Below are 18,685 nucleotides of genomic sequence, written 5' to 3'. Positions count from 1 at the left end.
CAACCTCCATTTACACGGTGCAAGATCACATCAAAAACCCAACTAAAAAAGCGCCAGGTAAGGGTGGGCATCACCTGGCGCTTTGTTACCCTTCAACCCACCCGAGCTCCCGTCTCAGTGAAGCGTCGTGACTAAAACTCCAAAAGTCCGCGCCTGATTATAATATCAACACCATCCAGTGCTCACCTTAACAGAGGTCGCCTTCAAAAAAGGGCAGTTAAAGGGGTTAGTATGCGCGTAACGTTGAATCGCAAAAAGTGGAGGGTAAGAATACTTAATGCCATTGCGCGCAACCTAACTTATTAGTTAGAATAGGGGGTATAAGGTGCTTTTGATTAGCGCTTTAACTAACCAATCGCTCCTGATTATAGCAAGCATTTGACAACATGTCAATACTTTTTATCACAAAAGTCATGGAAATCAATAGAATCCGTCCAGATGAGCATAATTTTACCCAGAGGTTGGCAAGTATTGCTAATCCGCCGAAAAGCTTGTGTTTCATGGGAATATTGCCGACGAGCGACGCACCGGTCGTGGCAATCGTTGGCTCACGCAAACCCTCGGCGTACGGCCGGGAGGTGACTGAGCAGCTGGCGGGCGACCTGGCAACAGCCGGCTGCATCATCGTCAGTGGCTTGGCGCTCGGCATCGACGGCATCGCCCAGAAAGCTGCCCTGGAGGCTGGCGGCACAGTCATCGGCGTCATCCCCAATGAACTGCCCGACATCTCGCCGCAAACCAATTACAAACTAGCCATGAACATCATAAAAAACGACGGCGCTATTCTGTCCGAGTGGAAAAAAGGCGACGGTAAAGTCGTCAATCGCTGGAGCTTTTTGGAGCGCAACCGCTTGGTCTCCGGCTTGGCTGATGCCGTTATCATCACCGAGGCCACCGAGCGTAGCGGCACGCTAAACACCGCCGCCCACGCCTTATCCCAAGGCCACGACGTCTTTGCTGTGCCGGGTAACATCACCAGCCCGCTATCTGCTGGCTGCAACGCGCTGCTCAAACAAGGCGCCCTCGTCGCCACCACTGCCACGGACATTCTCGACGTCATCGCCCCATCAAACGCTCGATCGGCTACCGACCAAGCCGTCATCCCCCTCGGTGAAACCCCGGCCGAAAACACTATCATCGACTTACTCCGGACCGGCCTCAGAGACGGCGACCAACTGCAGCAACAATCCGGCCTCAACCCAGCCGACTTCGCCACGGCACTAACCATGCTAGAGATCAACGGCGTGATCAAGCCGCTCGGGGCGAATAATTGGACGCTGCGATAATTGCGATAACATTGCCAATTTGACAAATTGATGATAGGCTACATCTTATGAAGGTAGGTCGGGAACTGGTATCTAGCAGCGAGGCGGTCAATGACGATGGTATCACCACCTTTATTAGGGACGCCTTGACCATTCCTAATGCGATGAGTCTAGCGGGCGGAAAGTTGACATGGGACGGTGCGGAAAACCTTGAGGAGGTTTCTGGCTTGGCACAGGTAATTATCGGACGATCAATTGATGTTGCCGACGGGGCGGTCGCCCGCGCAACAGGACAGACAAGTAATGTCGGCGCAGCCGTTGACGCAATCACCGATAAAGTGGTCACGCTCAAACTACTCTATGAAATGTTGAAAAAAGGCGCAGCGCCAAAGTCGGTTATCGGCACCATCGCCGTGTTAAACACGATAAACGCCGCCGCAACAGGCATCGCCAATTATCGTAGTAAACACAAAGGTGAAACGCGCCCAACTAAATCTGGCAAACTAGGCATGGCTGGTGAGATGCTGGCGTTGTCTGCCTACGCGGGCGCCCACACCGCCGAACAGAACGGTAAACCAAGGCTAGCCAAAACCCTCCGCAAGATTGGCCGCGCTGCATTTATTGGCTCGTTGCCGCTTGCTGCTCATGCCTCATGGACCTATATCAAACGAGCTATTTTTGGCGGCAATAGCGATGAGGATACGCCAGAGGCTTGACTTTTTCTCCAATAATTGATATATATATCAGGTTTTCGTTGAAAAACGGAGATTCGTCCACTCAGGAAGTCTGAGTGTTGATAATCCGGACAGAGAGAGAAGGTCTGACATGGCGAACTATGATGATTTCTTCGTCATCAAGGCTATGAATGGTGACATCACCATCCGTACCAACAGGGAGCTCTATAATGAGCACCTGTGGCAAATAATCCAAATCAACGGCGTGGAAGCCGCATGGGCCATTGATGAGTCTACTTTTGGCTTTAGGGCTAGCTATAGCGACCCCTTGGTTGTGGCCAATGTTCTGCTCGACTGTTTCGGCACTGGCGCCTGGCGAATCACTGGTGATCTCGCCGATGAAGTCAGGAAGTGGTGCTATACTATGCGCAAAGCACAGTACGAACAACTCCTCCACGAGGCCGTTATTGCAGAGGATGAAGATAAGTTTCTGAGATACCATGATCTCCTAGAGGAGTTGCTCGAGGAAGAGAGTATCGTTAGACTCATCTAGCGCCTCCGCGAGGACAGACCCATCTCTCTGTCCTCGCAACCAGAGCCACCGAGAAACACCCTCGGCGGTTGTGGTTGCGAGGTGATTTGATATAATATAGAGTTATGAAAAATCTCGTCATCGTCGAGTCGCCAGCCAAAGCTAAGACTATTGAGAAATACTTGGGCAAGGATTTTCACGTTTTGTCAAGCGTGGGACACATCCGCTCAATCGTCAAAAAAACCAAGGACGGTACGCCGCCAATTGATGTGGCAAATGATTTTTTTGCCGTCTACGAAGTCGATCCAGAGAAAAAGAAAGTCATCACCGAGCTCAAGAAAAACGTCAAGGCCGTCGGTAAAGACAACGTCTGGCTGGCGACCGATGAAGACCGCGAAGGGGAGGCTATCGCTTGGCACCTCTGTAAAGTGTTGGATTTGCCGGTTGAGACGACCAAGCGCATCGTCTTTCATGAAATCACCAAGGATGCCATCACCAATGCCATCCAGAACCCGCGCACTGTTGACATGAACTTGGTGCAGGCGCAGCAAGCCCGGCAGATCCTTGATCGGCTGGTTGGTTTTGAACTCAGCCCGGTAGTCTGGCAAAAAGTGCCAGGCGGTAAGTCAGCTGGCCGCGTCCAGAGCCCAGCGGTGCGGCTGCTGGTCGAGCGCGAACGAGAAATCATGAAATTTGAGGGCAGCTCACAATTCAAGGTGACCGCCATATTCATCCACGACAATCAAGAACTCAAGGCCGAGCTCAACCAAAAATTTGATTCCGAAGCAGCCGCTTACGAATTCTTGAACAGTCTCAAGCCAGCCACATTCACCGTCAGCGATATCTCGAAAACGCCTGGCACCCGCAACCCAGCCGCGCCGTTTACAACCTCAACGCTGCAGCAGGAAGCCAACGCCAAGCTTGGCTTCAGCTCCAAAGCCACCATGGCCTCAGCGCAGCGGCTCTACCAGGACGGTAAGATCACCTACATGCGTACTGACTCGGTCAATTTGAGCGGGCAGGCTATCGCCAGCGCGACTGATTTCATCAAGCGGTTGTACGGCCCGGATTATTCCACTGTCCGCAAATTCAAAACCAAATCCGCCTCCGCCCAAGAAGCCCACGAGGCCATCCGCCCGACCGATATCACCCGCGAAACCGTCACCTCAAACGAGTACGACCAAAAACTCTACGACCTCATTCGCCGCCGCACCCTGGCGTCACAAATGTCAGCAGCGAAGTTAGAGAAAACCACGGTGGTAATTGCTATCGGCGGCGCTCGGACATCTCATAAAACAATCCGGGACCCAAGACAATCCCAGATTTTTTCTGAGACGCCACTCGCGCCAGATGCGCCAGCAACAGCGACACCTTCTGCGCTGGGGCTATGGAGTATTCGCGAATAACGAGTGCTCCAGCCGAACGCTCGCGTAGTATCTCCAGTGGAGATATAAGCGAAAAGAGTACTCCAGCGCAGGAGTGTGGCGCTGGTGATGCTGATTTTGCTGACGATGTCCGAGAGGCGACCGCAACAGACCTGCACTTTGAGGCCAAAGGCGAAGTCATCGCCTTTGACGGCTTCCTGCGCGTCTACGGCGGCGGCAAAGACGAACTCTTACCAAAACTCCACACCGGCGACACACTTGAAACCCACGACATCACCGCCCGCCAAACCTTCGCCCGTCCACCGGCCCGCTACACCGAAGGCTCACTGGTTAAGAAGCTCGAAGACCTCGGCATCGGCCGGCCAAGCACTTACGCCACCATCATCGATACCGTGCAGACCCGCGGCTACGTTGAAAAAGGCGACAGCGAAGGCCAGCCGCGCGACGTCATTGTCCTGAGTTACAACGGCGAGGAAGTCAGTCGTGACGTCATCCAGGAAAAAACCGGCTCCACTCGCGGTAAACTAGTCCCAACACCAAGCGGGGAACTAATCGCTGACTTTTTAACCGACCATTTCACGCAAATCGTTGATTATGATTTCACCGCCAACGTCGAGACTGAATTTGATAAAATCGCCGCCGCTGACCTAGCGAAAAGCGCCATGCTCCATGGATTTTACACACCGTTTCACAAACTGATTGAGCAATCAGGCGGCATCGACCGCAGTAAAGTCGGCGCCAACCGTGAAGTCGGCATCGATCCAAAATCTGGCAAGCCCATCCTGGCACGCTTCGGCCGCTTTGGCCCAATGCTGCAGCTCGGTAATACTGATGACGAGGACAAACCGCGCTTTGCACCACTACCGAAGGGGACGAAAATTGAAACCGTCACCCTGGAGCAAGCACTAGAAATGTTCAAATTGCCGCGCGTCGTTGGTCAAACCGAAGACGGGCAAGACATCAAAGCCAACATCGGTCGCTTCGGTCCGTACATCCAAGTTGGCAAACTCTTCGTCTCCATTAAACCTGAAGATCCACACACCATCACCCTAGAAAAAGCCCGCGAACTCTACGCCGCCAAACTCCAGGCCGAAGCCGAGAAAAATATCGCTGATTTCGGCGACGGCGTCAAAGTCCTCAACGGCCGCTTTGGTCCATACATCACTGATGGCACGAAAAACGCCAAAATCCCCAAAGACACCGACCCAAAAACCATTACTCACGAGCAAGCCTTGGAGCTTCTGAAGGTCGCACCCGTGAAGCCCGCCCGCCGCGGCCGCACCTCAACCAAACCATCCAAATCCCCGAGAAAAAGCAGCCGCTCAAAGAAGTAATTGACCCATAAAATAACCCAATCAAGCCACATTTCATTAGGGCTGTATAGACCACATCCCCATAATTCACAAAATCAAAAACTATCACACCATTTCATTGCAAAAATTGTTAAATACATGCTATAATTACGGCGTACTACACGACTTGCTTGACACGAAAATATTTTATTGTATAATAGCAATATCGTCATATATCAACATAACTTCTGAGGTGAGGCAGAGAGGATTTAACATAAAGCCATGAGCGACATACAAGAACAGAGCGCACCAGACAGGCAGCTTCGGCAAGCAGCCGAGGATGTTTTGGCGCAGATTCCGCAAGAGCGCGAGAAAGAGATTATTAGCCGTCGCTTTGGCCTATACGGCAATAAAGAGACGCTGGAACAGATCGGCGACATGCTCGGGATCACTCGTGAGCGTGTCCGACAGCTAGAGAAGGCCATCCTCGTTCGCCTGCGCCTGTTGGTGGCTGACGGCGGTATACCAAGTGCCTCGGCTGCTGAAAAGATGGTTACCTCACACCTGTCAGAAATGGGTCGGGCGGCGCCACTACATAATCTCGCCAAGCACGTCCTCGGCCGTGATGTTACCGATAGCGAACGATCACATGTTGCCTTTATCGCTGAGCTCAATCCATCAATCAACATCATCACCGAGAACGATGACTATTACCACTCAGCCATCATCGGCACGCCGAACGACGAGAAGAATATCAAGAAGCAAGTCGAAGAAATCGTCAAAGCCATCAAACAGCACGGCCAGCCAGTCACCGCTGAGGAACTACACAAAACGCTCAATTACGAGCACCCATCCAACATCGCCGCGCTCGCCTCAATCAGCAAGAAACTAGCCCATCTCCGAGGGCTGTGGGGCCTGATCAAGTGGCCGCTCGTCAACCCAAAGACCATCCGCGACAAGATTTTCGTCATTCTCGACAGCAACGGCCAGCCAATGCACTTCTCGGACATCGCTAAGGCCATCAAGGACAGCGACTTCAAACGCAAAGATGTCACCATTCAAGCCATCCACAACGAACTCATCAAGGACAAGCGCTTCGTTCTGATCGGCCGCGGCATTTATGCCCTCGAATCGTGGGGCTACGCCCGTGGCACCGTCGCTGACATCATCGCCAGTGTCCTCCGCGAGGCCGGCGAGCCGCTGCACCGCGATGAAATCGTGAAGCGCGTCCTCGACAAGCGTCAAGTCAAAGAAACCACTATTCTGCTCAACTTGCAAGCCAAGCCGCAATTCCAACGCTCCGCCAAGGCCACCTACATTCTGGTCAGCGAAGCCTAGGTTTGCATTTATCTATAAGGGGTGAGATAATGAAATAGCATGGAAATTATCTCTTCAATGATTAGTTTTTTAACGCAGTGGTACGTCTGGATACCCATCACAGCCGTGCTGTCATTTTTGACGTGGCGCAACTATCAGCGGGCCGACGAATTCGAACCGACCGAGAGCGTGTTATTAGTACTCGAAATCCCCAAAGCCAACGACAAGAAAGAACTAGCCGCCGAGCAATTATTTGCCAGCCTGCACGGCATCTTGCGCGACAAACGCGAACTTAGGTTATCGGGCGGCCGGCAGGAGCATATCAGCTTTGAAATCGCCTCGGTCAACGGTCAAATTCGTTTTTACGTCTGGGTGCCCCGGACGCTACAAAGTTTCGTCGAGGGACAAATTTACGCCCAGTACCCAACCGTTCAAATCCACGTCGCTAGCGAAGATTACACCGAGCACGAGCGCGAACACTCCACTGTGTACACCACTGAGCTAACCTTGACGGCGCCAGAGTTCTTGCCAATCCGCACCTTTCAAACCTTTGAAGTCGATCCGCTGGCGGGGATTACCGGCACGCTGGCCAAGCTAGAATTGACCGGCGAGGAACTCTGGGTGCAGGTACTCATCAGGCCGATCGCCGACAGCTGGCAACAGTCCGCTGATCGCTGGATCGCCAGCGTCAAGAGTGGGCATAAACTCATCCCCGGGCTCGGCGGCGGTGGCTTGCAATGGATTGGTACGCTACTGGAGGCCCTCTGGAGACCACCAGGCCAGGGAAGTGATAGCAAAAAAGCGCCCGAGCTATCTGAGCGTGACAAGACGCGCGTCTCTGAGGCAGAGAAGAAGGCCACCAAATTGGGCTACGACGTCAAGATCCGCCTGGCGTACCTTGGTGAAGATCAAACCAGTGCCAAGCTACATATGCAGGCACTGGTCGGTGCTTTTAAGCAATTCAACTCAACCAACCTCAACGGCTTTCGCACTGTCAAGGGTGCGTTCGGCAAGGAGTTCCTCGACAAGTACCGCAAGCGCGCGTTTTACGGCGATGGCTACATCCTGAATATCGAAGAACTGGCCTCTGTCTTTCACTTGCCGCACACCAATGTCGAGACGCCCAACATCGTCTGGGCCAGCGCCAAAACCGCCGAACCACCGTCCAAGCTACCCGTCCTGACCGGCAGCGACGCTAATGACGACCAAATTTCCGCCTTTGGCGTCACCAATTTCCGCGGCATCAACCACCAATTCGGCATGCTGCGCTTTGATCGCTCGCGTCACGTTTACATCATCGGCCAGACCGGAGCAGGGAAGAGCGGTTTGTTGGAATTATTCGCGCTCAGCGACATCTTTCACAGCCAAGGCTACGCCATCATCGACCCGCACGGTGATTTTGCCATCAACAACATGAAATTCATCCCCGGCTCACGGCTGAACGACGTCGTCTATTTCAACCCGGCAGACACCGCCTATCCGCTCGGTTTCAACCCGCTGGAAGTCACCAACCCGAACCAAAAAACCAACATCTCATCAGAGGTCATCGGCGTCCTGAAGCGCATGTTTGGCGAGAGCTGGGGCCCACGGCTAGAGTACATCTTGCGCTACACCATCCTGGCGCTGCTCGACCGCCCAGAAACAACCATGCTCGACATCACTCGCATGCTGACTGATAAAAACTTCCGCAAAGAGACGTTGGGCTATTGCCGCGATACCGTGGTCTTGCAATTCTGGAATGTCGAATTCGCTAGCTGGAACGACAAGTTCGTCGCCGAGGCCGTCGCACCAGTCCTCAACAAAGTCGGCGCCTTTACCGCCAACCCCATCATCCGCAACATCATCGGTCAGCCCAAATCCACCTTCAATATCCGCCAAATCATGGACGAAGGCAGAATTCTCATCGTCAATTTGTCCAAGGGTTTGATCGGCGAAGACAACGCCGCCATCCTCGGCTCATTCCTGGTCACCAAGATTCAGCTGGCTGCTATGAGCCGCTCTGACATCCCCGACATCCGCGACCGCCGTCCATTTTACCTTTACGTCGACGAATTCCAGAACTTCGCCACTGACTCATTTGCCACTATCCTGTCCGAAGCCCGCAAGTACGGCCTCAACCTGACCGTCGCCAATCAGTACATCTCACAGATGAATGAAACTGTGCGCGACGCAGTCTTTGGCAATGTCGGCACTATGATTTCATTCCGAGTGTCTGCTGACGACGCACCGATCCTCGCCAAGCAATTTGAACCAAACTTTGAATCAGTCGACCTCTTGCAAATGCACAATCGTAACTTCGTCATCAATATGGTCATCGGGGGAGAGAAGACCCCGGCTTTCTCCGCGCGCACCCTCGAGCTCCCACCAAGCCAAGCCGACAACACGCCGCACATCATCGAATATTCGCGGCGCATGTACTCACGGAGCCGAGAAGACGTTGAGCGAGAAATTGCCGCCGTCATCATGCCGCCACGCCCGCAAAAACAGCCCACCCAGCCGCGCCCGCAAGCCGTCGCCGCGGCCGCACTGGCCCGGCCCGTTCAAATGGCTGCCAGCCAGCCGACCCAAAAAGTCAGTGCCGCCGCTAGCGCCCAACACCCCGCACCACAACCCGAACCCGTCGCACCCGTCACAGACAGCGGCGAAGTCATCTTGCAAATTCGCGGCAACAGTGCATTTGAATCAGCAGCTACCGACACCGTCACACCAAAGAAACGCCGACGACGACGGAAGAAGAGTGCTGCATGATATACAATAATTAAGCCCCTCGACAAAAATAGAAAACTTCTACACGGTAAAACAGCCCCCAAAGACAGTATAAAAACTGTAACTATTCAAATTTTTATCCTTTATTGATATACTGAATTCGTCTAGATCTGACTGGGTACCGCATGGTCTAGTTCACTTTGCAAATGGGCAACCATTGTGCGATAAAGTGGACGCATGCGTTCCCTTGTCAGATCTAGACAGTCAGCAAATGGCTGTCCTTTTTTATGACAGCTCGGCAGGCAATCTATATTATTAATAAAATCCTGAGGGGGGATTATGGGCAAAAACGAACAAAAGAAATCTGGGCTAGTCACAACAGGATTAGTTATAGGTATTATCGGGCTGGTACTATCGGCAATCCCGATTATTAACAACTTCGCCGCAATACTTGGCGTGCTCGCTATATTTTTTGGCATAGTTGGCATTGTTGGCGCTAAGAGGCACGACGGCGCGGGCCGCGGAATGTCAATTACCGTTTTAATCATAGGCTTGGTCTGCGTTGGCATCGTGCTAGCCAGTCAAGCGATGTACGGCAAAGCAATAAACGATGCTGGTAAAGCCATCCAGGATTCAGTGGATACATCGAGCGGCAAAAAGACTGATGAGCTGCTCAAAAACGATGTTAGTGTTGAGGTTGGCCAATTTTCAGCAACTACTGATGCATATGGTATCAATAAAACCCTGTTAAGCGTTAAGGTTACAAATAAGAATGCCGAGACAAAATCATATACTGTTAAAATAGAGGCTGTAGATGCTAGCGGCACACGACTTGCAGAAGATACGATTTACGCTAACGACCTCAAAAGCAATGGGTCTGGATCATACGAAGCATTTAAATATGTAGAGGCTGGTAAAGTAGATAGTCTAAAAACCGCAACATTCAAGGTTTATTCTGTTGGTCAAAGTTAAAGTTAAAATATAAAAACTATGCAAATAACTAAGCCAGCTTTTAATCTGGCTTAGTTATTTATTTTTGGTACTAAATGCGTTATTTATGCTTATCGCAAGCTATGCCGTCGCCGTCTCTATCAAGGTGCGGTGCGTACCCTGGTTGACCACGATGCATATGGCTATAACCAGCAGTGCGTGCCTCTTTACAGTTACGAAAGTGTAGCTTTCCGCCCGACGATGAAACTTAATAGTTTTATTACCGCGGCGTCTACCGTCAATAACAGAAATGATAACCTCACTGTCGCCATATTTGATATTTTTGATCTTACATTTAACATTACCAGTCGAGTCTTTACGCTCGCATATACTAGCTCTATCATCAGCCACTTTCACTTCAGCGAGCAGGTTTTGAACCATTGGTAATCCCCAAAATACCACCATTTTACTTACATTGGCAGAATAACCTCCATGTAACCCCCATAACCATACCACAAAGCAATACAGCACGACAATCCTAAAAAACCCATTTACTTAACCCGTCATAACATATTATAATTTCCCTTATGGAAATAAGTATAATAATTCTTATCATCATTGTCGTCTTTGGAATAATTGGGGCAAAAACAAACAGACGAACCACTTTTTCTAAGCCAAAAACAGGGGAGTATGCATACACCAAAAAGGAGCGCATCATAACACAGTACGAACTGGCCTTCTATCAAACCCTACACGAAGTAGTCAGCGGCTGTATCATTATTCCTCAAGCCCATCTGAGCATATTCTTGAATCATAAGGTGCGCGGACAAAACTGGAGCAGGGCATTCTCAAGAATCAATGGTAAATCAGTAGACTTCCTCATCTACACCAATGACATGCGACCACTTCTCGCCATAGAGCTTGATGATATCACTCACAATCGCCCTGACCGTCAACAGCGAGACGCTTTTGTCAATACAGTTATCACTAATGCACACATACCCCTGCTACGATTCACCGCCAGCGGCTGGAATACCGACACCATCAAGCAGCAAGTTGCCCAGGCCCTGCACGCATCAGTATTCGAAAAATAATAGAACAAAAAGAGAACTTATCGCATTAGCGGTTCAAGCGGCTTTAGGCTGCCAAGATTACGCACATACAGGCTGTATCGTTGTATCGCAGTCCATATATAGCAAGCCTGGGTGAATACGGCAACGGGTACGATACCGATCAGAAGCGCTCAATCACCATAAAACATAAAACGCCGAGGTAATAAAACAAATCTAAGTTTTCAATAAATTCCGCAAAACCGCATTTGGTAGATTTATCCGTCAGTCACGATATGGGGGCGTCCAGTAAAGGGCAGTCAAAGCTAAGCTAACATTACATACAAAACAAAAAATATTATCGCGAAGAGATGATAGAGTATGCGTCTTTTCGTAGATAATTTAATGTCGCACAAGGTAGCTTTTACGTATTATAGTTATTTTGATACACTGAACTTCGGTTATACATACACTTAATATACCATTTATAACTTTTTCGCCTAGCATCTCTTACGAGCGGGGGATCTCCTCCGGGTTTTCACCGCACTACGGTGAGTGCTAATACGGGATACGTTCAAGCTACCATAAACAAAACAGACCCCCATACTAATCACTTTCGACTTTCAATCGGGGGAGTTTGGGATACCTCCAGCGCCAGCGTCGTCTCCGCCTCTCAAATAAATATCGAGCTAGGCCTTACCAAACTGAACGTCGTTACGGCCTAGGCAAACTCGTAGACTTTTCCACATCATAAGGCACCGCCCAGCATGGGCATATGGCACTTGTGTACGAGGCCGCGCACGACAAACACAGCATCCCGCGCTGGTTAAGCCTACAAAATATTTGACTTTTTCCTATTTTATTCCTCTGCTCTATTTTTCCACAAGCATCTTATTTGATTTTTTACTATTTTGATATTATAATTATGTTTTTCTTAATCATCTAATAAACGAACAAAAAGCGAACTAACAGAGTAATGGGCTCCGTCCCTACCCTGTTAGTGGTGCGGCCCCGTATAACCCGGTGAGACATAGATCACCCCTATCCGCTACTTGTAAAACACTCGCTGATTAACGCGCACATCAATATACGTAGGCGTCGCGCCACTACCCTGGAGGAACGTCATAGCCTTGACCGCTTGCGCCACCTGTGCCGCCGCTTCCCTGTCGGTGGTCATTTTAATACTGTATGGACGGCCCTTGATTGACAGAAGCGCCTGGCGAACGGTGTTTTGCGGCAAGATAATTTCCGTGACTTCGAGCTGGTGCTCACGAAAGCCGGCGACAGCTTGACCAAGAAAGCTAAGGAAATGGCGATTGATGACCTCCTGGCCGGCGGCAGTCGGCACACCGCTCTGGTCTTTGACGATGACTGACGGCGAGCTCACGTAGATGGTCGAGAATGTCACACCTGCGTCGTCAACAAAATAGCTTTTATCACCAGAAGTCCACTGGACGACTGGCTGGCGAAAGGTAAGTTTGAGGCGCGGCCTGACGAGCTGGTCGGCCTCGAGGCGAACCGTCTTGACCTCCGGGGCTTTCTCGAGGAAAAAACTAGCCAGCGACTGGTGATTCAGTACAAACAAGAATCGCTCGACCGGACGTGCACTGAGATATTCATCGATAAGACGGTGGTAGCGATCGGCCTCTTTGGCGCTCGCTGCGTCTGGCGTTTGCACCGATACCGTGACGGTACATTGCCATGCGAGTAGACCAATGACGATAAGCACCAGCGCACTGCTGAGTAACATAATCCACCGCGTCCGGCGACGCCGAGATTTCGCATGCTGAACCGTGCGCTCTGAGGTCTCGACCGGCGAGGCAGTGTGGCGGGTGTTGAGATTGCGATTGCGGCGATAGGCTGTCTCGAATGAACTATCCTCGTTAATTAGCGCCGCTTGACGACGAGCCGCAATTTCGCGGCGTGTGGTCGGCGTAGATTTTGCCCGAGAAAAGGGTAATTTCACCGACGTCTCCCCTGCCGACGAATGACGGTGAGGAGCATCGCTGCCATGTCTTTGGCGGCGTTGGGCTTGGCAAATGTACCGATGTTTCGCCCGAGACCAGCCAAGATCCGCGGCGACTTGACGAGGCCAATAACCTTCTTGCTCAGCACCTCTGGCGTCTGTTCCAGCGTCGACTCTTCAATGATCACTGCCGCCAGTGCGTCCTGATACACCTTGGCATTCTTGAGCTGATGACCAGCCGTTAACATGCCATTCGGCACGATCACCGCTGGCTTATGCAGCGCCGCCAGTTCCAGCAGCGTCGTCGCACCGGCCCGCGCCACCACCACATCTGCTGCCGCCAATACTTCGGCCATACCGTGATGGACGAACGCCTCTAAGCGCCAGCCCGCTCGCTCGTCAGTCCACTCCTTCAGCTCGTCAAACTGATGTTTACCAGAGATCAAGAACACCGACGTCTCAGCCAGCAGCTGCTCGCGCGTGGCTACCACCGCCTCGTTGAGGCGCGCTGCTCCCAGTCCACCGCCAGTCACCACCACCAGCGGCCGCGCCGGATCGAAGCCAAACTTCACCTTTAGCTGCCGCCGCTCAGCCGCGCTATATGGTCGAAATTCCTCAGCCACCGGAATGCCGACATACTCCGCCTTGACGTCAGGATAATTATAGTGCTCCAGCGGCGCCCCAGTGCCGATCTTGGCAGCAAATGGCGCCAGTAGTCGATTGGTCAGTCCTGGATGCGCATCCGAATCATGTAGCACCAGCGGAATTTTCAGCAGCCGCGCCGCATAACCAACCGGTAGGCACACGTAGCCGCCCTTGATAAAAATCACATCCGGCCGCCACCTGAGCAACTTACAAAAGCTCTGAATAAACCCAACCCCCACCAAAAAGATATCGCGCAGATTCGGCAGTAAAATTGACGGTCGAAGATGAAATGCCATACTTTTACCGTGATAGCGACGGATCTTGCCAGCGATAATCAACTCAACCGGGATCGTCTCATCAAATCTACCAAAAATACCGCGGGCGCTAACACCAAACTTCCGATCACACCAAAACCGCAATTCGTGATCACCCGATGATCGCAACTCCTTACACACTGCTACGACTGGCGTAACGTGTCCGCCCGAGCCGCCGCCGACTGCCAAGATCTTTGCCACTTCCCTCTCCTTCCATTAATGGTTTGTGCGCCGTATAGGCTGACAGTTGAAATGCCAGACCCAGCGCCGCTGCGATAAATAACATGCTGGTGCCGCCATAACTGAGCAGCGGCAACGAGATACCAGTCATCGGAATAATCCCGGTCATCGAGCCAATATTCATCAGCACATGCGATGCCACCCAGCCAAATACGCCCGCCACCACCAGCCGCAAGTGCATATCAGCCAGCCGCGACGTCACCTTGAGCAGGCTCAGCAGCAACGCCGAAAACAGTGCCAAAATAACTAACAGGCCAACAAAACCAAACGTCTCGCCCATCACTGCAAAAATCGAGTCATTAATCGCCTCCGGCAGATAGCCCGTCGCCTGCACGCTTTTACCGATACCGAGGCCCAATAGGCCGCCCGAGCCGATGGCGATGCGCGCTTGCTGGATGTGATAGCTATTTTCATCGCGACTAGCTGATTGATGCGTATCACCCTGAATAAAGGTCATCACGCGCTCGATACGGTGCGGTGACGAGAACGTCAGCATCAGCGCTGCAGCCGCGATCACCAGCACGATACGCCGCAGTAGCCGAGCGTCCATCCCCGACACCGCTAACACCGACAGCGCCAGCGCTACGAGTGATACACCCGTCCCCAGATCCTTCTGCAAGACTACCACCACAAATATCGATACCGCCATAATAATACCAAGTGGGATCAGCGTCTCGTTGATATCGTTGAGTTTGCCTTGGCGCACCCGCTTGGCCAAAAACCCAGCCACAAACAGTAGCAAGCCAAATTTCAATAACTCCGCCGGCTGAAAACTACCCAGCCCACCCAGATAAAACCAGCGGTACGCGCCGTTGGTGTCCGATGCAAATGGCAGATGCAGCAGCGCCCCGCAAACCACCAACAAGAAACACGCCGCCAAGCCCGCGATGAACAGTCGCTTGGCCCATGCCTCGGTTAACCACCGATACGGCAATATCGCCGCCACCCCAAACGCCACCACAGCAGTGATGACGCTGGCCAGCTGTTTATTGAAAAAGAAAGTGTCGCTATAATTCGCGCCGTGCGTATGATTCAACACATTCGCCCGCTGCGGCCCCAGCGCATACATCACCACCAGCCCCAACATCAACAGCAACCCCATATACAGCACGATCTGATACATCGGCCGGTGTCGACGCACCGCCTTAGCGGTTGAGGTGGTAGTGCGGTTACGCAATATGACCCCCCGCCAGAGCCAGCATCACGCCGATAAACGCCATCACACAGCCAATCACCCAGAACCGCATCGTCACTTTAGTTTCTGGCCAGCCGCTGGCTTCTAGGTGATGATGGATTGGCGCTGACAAGAAAATTTTGCGCTTAAAGAGTTTTTTGCTCACAATCTGAATCAAGCTTGAACCCGCCTCGATCACAAACAACAGCCCAATCACCGGCAATAATAGCAACGAATTAGTCAACATCGCCACCACTCCCAAGCTAACCCCATAGGCAAAGCTACCAACATCGCCCATGAAAAACCGTGCTGGATAGATGTTAAACCAGAGATAACTCAGTAGCACACCAACCACCGTGAAGCAGAATCCCGCCAGTAACACCTGTTGTTGCAGCAAGGCAATCACCCCAAACGCCCCAAAGCTAATCCCCAACAACCCGCCAGCCAGTCCGTCCATGCCATCAGAAATATTAACCGCGTTACCAGTCGCCACCACTGCAAAGGCAAACAGTGGGATGATCAGCCAGCCAATAGACACATCCCCCATGAACGGCACATGGAAGCTGGCCACGCCCAGCTTGATATAGAAAAACCAGCCAAGGACGATGCCGATAAGCATAATCAGCGCAAATTTCACCGGACTACGTAAGCCGGCCGCACCACCGCCCAGCCCGCGTAGATTAATAACATCATCAATAAGCCCAACCGCGGCACCGCCGATCAACGCCGCGAGCGGCAGCCATGTCTGCGCTCGATCTAAATTACAAAAGAACGTCACCACGAAAATCGAAATAACACCGATAACTCCGGCCATTGTTGGAATATTTCGCCGCAATTTTGCCGCTTGGAATTTAGCAAAAACCTTCAACTCTTTGCCGTCGGTACTCTCCGAGCGCTGCCGCTTCCAAAACCGATACCGATAGGCAAAAAACGTATAAATTGGCGTCAGAAACATCGCCAATAAGAACGCCCCGACACTGAGCAAAAATACGTGTGTCAATTCGTTGGTCATTGTTTGTAAAGCAGTTGCCATGGCTATCCCTTCGGTGCTAATTTCATATAATCAATCATCCAGTTGGAGATATCAGTAAAAATTGGTGCAGCGTGAATGTTACCCTGTAAGTTCTTGCGCTTGCCAGGCGCCGCGACACGTACCATTATGACATACTCGGGGCGATTTGCGCCACCATAGCCGATATACGTCGCTACTGTTTCGTCCATGGTATAGCTACCATTGATCAGCGTCTCTGAGGTACCAGTCTTGCCGCCGACATCATAGCCCGGCCTGTCTTTATCGGGCATACGCTGATTGAGGACCGCCCGCGCCGTCGACAACATGCCCCGCATCGTGGCTGATGACTGCTCAGAAATAGTCCTGCGCAGTGGTGAAGCAGCCGAAAATCTCAAACCACCATTCGCATCCACCGTTCCAGCTACCACCGTTGGCCGAAAATACTGCCCGCCATTCACCACCGAACAAAACGCACTGGCTGCCTGCACCATCGTCGCATTCATACCCTGCCCAAACGTAATATTCGCGTAATTCACCTCCGCCCCGGCCGATTCGGCGTATAGAGTAGCCCCGGCGCCTCCGCTAGCTCAATCCCCGTCGCCTCACCAAACCCAAATTTGTCGTGATAATACTCATACAGCGTCTGCCGCGCACTCGGGGTGATCGTCGATCCATCGCCCAGCCGCCGCGCAATCGTGATCATGCCGACATTGAGCGAATTATTAAACGCACTCTGCATGCTCGTCGTGCCGCCAAGCCCCCTTAGAGCATTACACATTTTCCGATCCCCCACCTCAGTACAATCAGTGTTCGAGTACGTTGACTGCGGCGTCACCACACCCTTATCAATCCCCGTCGCCATGCTGAACGTCTTGACAATGGACCCCGGCTCAAACGGCAGCATCGTCGTCGCATTGCTAAACACCGCTGCGTCTTTTTGCTTGGTGTACTCGGCTGGATTATACGTTGGATAATTAGCCATCGCCAGCACCTGACCATTATTCGGATTCATCACCATCACGCTACCTTCGGTCGCGCCGGCCTTGTCGATCCCTCGTTTGAGCGCTTCTTCGGCGTAACTCTGCACATTTCGATCAATCGACAACGCCACATTCTCGCCCGACTTCGCCTCGACGCGCACGTTATCCTTACTCAGCGTCAGCGGCACATTACGCACATCCGCCACCGTTTTGAGGAGGCCATCGCGACCCTTCAGCTTATCATTCAGCGCCCCTTCAGCCCCGTACTGCCCCTTGCCCTCGGCATTAACAAAGCCCAGCACCTGCGCCGCCAGCTGCCCCTCCGGATAGTTGCGAATCGACCCCTTTTGATACAAGATACCGACAAAATCCTTGGCCTTTAGCTTCTCGGCTTGCGTGCGCGTGATGTTGCGCGCCAGCACTTCGTAGCGAGAGGCAGTGCGCTCCAGCCGCTTGGCCGCGTCACTCACTACCTCGCCGCCCGCGACTTCTTGCAATGCTGCGATAATCTGCTGACGCTGCTCCTGCTTGACCGTCTGCGGATCAGCAATAACCGTATAGACCGTCTGGTTAAGCACTACAGGGGCAGCCACGCCGCCATCCATCATATATAGCTTGCCCCGCTCGGCTGGAATGATGAAATGCCGCTGCTGACTAGCCTGTGCCAGCGACACGTATTCGCTGTGTTTAATGATCTGTAGATAAAACAGCCGCATCACAAAAATCGCCATCATCCCCAACAGAATGATAGCGAGTACGCCGGTTCGAGATTGCGTTAAGTGACGTTTCATACCGCTTGTCCTATTGTACCACTTTTACCCCCAGGCTAGCGAGCATAGTTCGTCTGCGTCGGTGTTTTCATCGCCGATGCAACATTGCTGTGCTTGACCTTTTCGAGCGCCGTCAGCCGCGCATTCTGCACCTCTAACTCTGATTTTTTCGTCGCCAGCTCATTCAACTGCGAATCCAGCCCCTCCGCCTCGTAACCATAGGCCGTCGTCTTGGTCGCCTGTGTCAAGTACACCAGCCCCAGCACCATAATCATCAGCGCCACCAGCACCGTATGCGCCACCGGCCCGAGCTTGGTCTGTGATCGAAAACGGGTGGCGTTCTGGTTACGGCGAAGCTGCGGCCCAGGACGACGCGGAGTAAATGTGGTGGATGAGCGTGTGTGCATAAATAATTTCTGTGTGTGTTTAATTTG

General features: G+C 52.2%; 16 protein-coding genes and 1 pseudogene. 9 read left to right on the top strand and 8 right to left on the bottom strand.

What is annotated here, in order from left to right:
• Nucleotides 1–413: 413 nt before the first annotated feature.
• The 8 genes from dprA to GWK76_01400 all read left to right on the top strand — a co-directional run bounded on the left by dprA (nt 414) and on the right by GWK76_01400 (nt 10,143).
• Nucleotides 414–1,286, top strand: a complete 873-nt coding sequence (dprA, locus tag GWK76_01435; protein ID QHU91989.1) for a DNA-protecting protein DprA — start codon at nt 414–416, stop codon at nt 1,284–1,286.
• Between the two features lie 47 nt (nt 1,287–1,333).
• On the top strand, nt 1,334–1,981 hold the full coding sequence (locus tag GWK76_01430; GenBank protein QHU91988.1) for a hypothetical protein: 648 nt from the start codon (nt 1,334–1,336) through the stop codon (nt 1,979–1,981).
• A gap of 109 nt (nt 1,982–2,090) precedes the next feature.
• Nucleotides 2,091–2,492 (top strand): hypothetical protein, encoded by a 402-nt coding sequence (locus GWK76_01425; protein QHU91987.1) that lies wholly within the window; start codon nt 2,091–2,093, stop codon nt 2,490–2,492.
• 104 nt (nt 2,493–2,596) lie between these two features.
• Nucleotides 2,597–3,877: a type I DNA topoisomerase gene (gene topA, locus GWK76_01420; protein QHU91986.1), complete on the top strand. Its 1,281-nt coding sequence runs from the start codon at nt 2,597–2,599 to the stop codon at nt 3,875–3,877.
• Nucleotides 3,859–5,190, top strand: a complete 1,332-nt coding sequence (locus GWK76_01415) for a hypothetical protein (protein QHU91985.1) — start codon at nt 3,859–3,861, stop codon at nt 5,188–5,190. The genes topA and GWK76_01415 overlap by 19 nt, the downstream gene beginning before the upstream one ends.
• A gap of 240 nt (nt 5,191–5,430) precedes the next feature.
• A complete protein-coding gene (locus GWK76_01410) occupies nt 5,431–6,486 on the top strand; it encodes a hypothetical protein (GenBank protein ID QHU91984.1) in 1,056 nt (351 codons plus the stop codon).
• Nucleotides 6,487–6,543: 57 nt separating this feature from the next.
• Nucleotides 6,544–9,213, top strand: coding sequence for a type IV secretion system DNA-binding domain-containing protein (locus tag GWK76_01405; GenBank protein QHU91983.1), 2,670 nt, complete (start codon nt 6,544–6,546; stop codon nt 9,211–9,213).
• Between the two features lie 297 nt (nt 9,214–9,510).
• Nucleotides 9,511–10,143: a hypothetical protein gene (locus GWK76_01400; protein QHU91982.1), complete on the top strand. Its 633-nt coding sequence runs from the start codon at nt 9,511–9,513 to the stop codon at nt 10,141–10,143.
• A 79-nt stretch (nt 10,144–10,222) separates the two neighbouring features.
• Here GWK76_01400 and GWK76_01395 read toward each other — a convergent pair.
• Nucleotides 10,223–10,348 (bottom strand): annotated as a pseudogene (locus tag GWK76_01395) (nuclease).
• Between the two features lie 340 nt (nt 10,349–10,688).
• Between GWK76_01395 and GWK76_01390 the strand changes: the two are divergent.
• On the top strand, nt 10,689–11,195 hold the full coding sequence (locus GWK76_01390) for a DUF2726 domain-containing protein (GenBank protein QHU91981.1): 507 nt from the start codon (nt 10,689–10,691) through the stop codon (nt 11,193–11,195).
• 1,003 nt (nt 11,196–12,198) lie between these two features.
• On the opposite strand, the gene GWK76_01385 is transcribed toward GWK76_01390, so the two are convergent.
• The 7 genes from GWK76_01385 to GWK76_01355 are packed head-to-tail and all read right to left on the bottom strand — an operon-like array spanning nt 12,199 to nt 18,658.
• A complete protein-coding gene (locus GWK76_01385) occupies nt 12,199–13,116 on the bottom strand; it encodes a hypothetical protein (protein QHU91980.1) in 918 nt (305 codons plus the stop codon).
• On the bottom strand, nt 13,113–14,276 hold the full coding sequence (locus GWK76_01380) for a hypothetical protein (GenBank protein ID QHU91979.1): 1,164 nt from the start codon (nt 14,274–14,276) through the stop codon (nt 13,113–13,115). The genes GWK76_01385 and GWK76_01380 overlap by 4 nt, the downstream gene beginning before the upstream one ends.
• Nucleotides 14,209–15,492, bottom strand: a complete 1,284-nt coding sequence (locus GWK76_01375; protein QHU91978.1) for an FtsW/RodA/SpoVE family cell cycle protein — start codon at nt 15,490–15,492, stop codon at nt 14,209–14,211. The genes GWK76_01380 and GWK76_01375 overlap by 68 nt, the downstream gene beginning before the upstream one ends.
• A complete protein-coding gene (gene mraY, locus GWK76_01370) occupies nt 15,485–16,522 on the bottom strand; it encodes a phospho-N-acetylmuramoyl-pentapeptide-transferase (GenBank protein ID QHU91977.1) in 1,038 nt (345 codons plus the stop codon). The genes GWK76_01375 and mraY overlap by 8 nt, the downstream gene beginning before the upstream one ends.
• Nucleotides 16,523–16,524: 2 nt before the next feature.
• Nucleotides 16,525–17,037, bottom strand: coding sequence for a hypothetical protein (locus GWK76_01365; GenBank protein ID QHU91976.1), 513 nt, complete (start codon nt 17,035–17,037; stop codon nt 16,525–16,527).
• On the bottom strand, nt 17,034–18,272 hold the full coding sequence (locus GWK76_01360; protein ID QHU91975.1) for a hypothetical protein: 1,239 nt from the start codon (nt 18,270–18,272) through the stop codon (nt 17,034–17,036). The genes GWK76_01365 and GWK76_01360 overlap by 4 nt, the downstream gene beginning before the upstream one ends.
• 35 nt (nt 18,273–18,307) lie before the next feature.
• Complete coding sequence (locus GWK76_01355) at nt 18,308–18,658, bottom strand: hypothetical protein (GenBank protein ID QHU91974.1); 351 nt, start codon at nt 18,656–18,658, stop codon at nt 18,308–18,310.
• Nucleotides 18,659–18,685 lie beyond the last annotated feature (27 nt).

This window comes from Candidatus Saccharibacteria bacterium oral taxon 488, assembly GCA_010202465.1.
In the GTDB taxonomy this organism is placed as follows: Bacteria; Patescibacteriota; Saccharimonadia; order Saccharimonadales; family Saccharimonadaceae; genus Nanosynbacter.
Note: the sequence above shows the minus strand (reverse complement) of the source record. Positions and strands in the feature narration are given on the sequence as shown.

Coding starts and splice junctions, on each gene's coding strand:
- GWK76_01405 (QHU91983.1), top strand. CDS start 6,544: ATGATTAGTTTTTTAACGCAGTGGTACGTCTGGATACCCATCACAGCC.
- GWK76_01355 (QHU91974.1), bottom strand. CDS start 18,658: ATGCACACACGCTCATCCACCACATTTACTCCGCGTCGTCCTGGGCCG.
- GWK76_01430 (QHU91988.1), top strand. CDS start 1,334: ATGAAGGTAGGTCGGGAACTGGTATCTAGCAGCGAGGCGGTCAATGAC.
- GWK76_01425 (QHU91987.1), top strand. CDS start 2,091: ATGGCGAACTATGATGATTTCTTCGTCATCAAGGCTATGAATGGTGAC.
- topA (QHU91986.1), top strand. CDS start 2,597: ATGAAAAATCTCGTCATCGTCGAGTCGCCAGCCAAAGCTAAGACTATT.
- dprA (QHU91989.1), top strand. CDS start 414: ATGGAAATCAATAGAATCCGTCCAGATGAGCATAATTTTACCCAGAGG.
- GWK76_01390 (QHU91981.1), top strand. CDS start 10,689: ATGGAAATAAGTATAATAATTCTTATCATCATTGTCGTCTTTGGAATA.
- mraY (QHU91977.1), bottom strand. CDS start 16,522: ATGGCAACTGCTTTACAAACAATGACCAACGAATTGACACACGTATTT.
- GWK76_01400 (QHU91982.1), top strand. CDS start 9,511: ATGGGCAAAAACGAACAAAAGAAATCTGGGCTAGTCACAACAGGATTA.
- GWK76_01410 (QHU91984.1), top strand. CDS start 5,431: ATGAGCGACATACAAGAACAGAGCGCACCAGACAGGCAGCTTCGGCAA.
- GWK76_01415 (QHU91985.1), top strand. CDS start 3,859: ATGGAGTATTCGCGAATAACGAGTGCTCCAGCCGAACGCTCGCGTAGT.
- GWK76_01360 (QHU91975.1), bottom strand. CDS start 18,272: ATGAAACGTCACTTAACGCAATCTCGAACCGGCGTACTCGCTATCATT.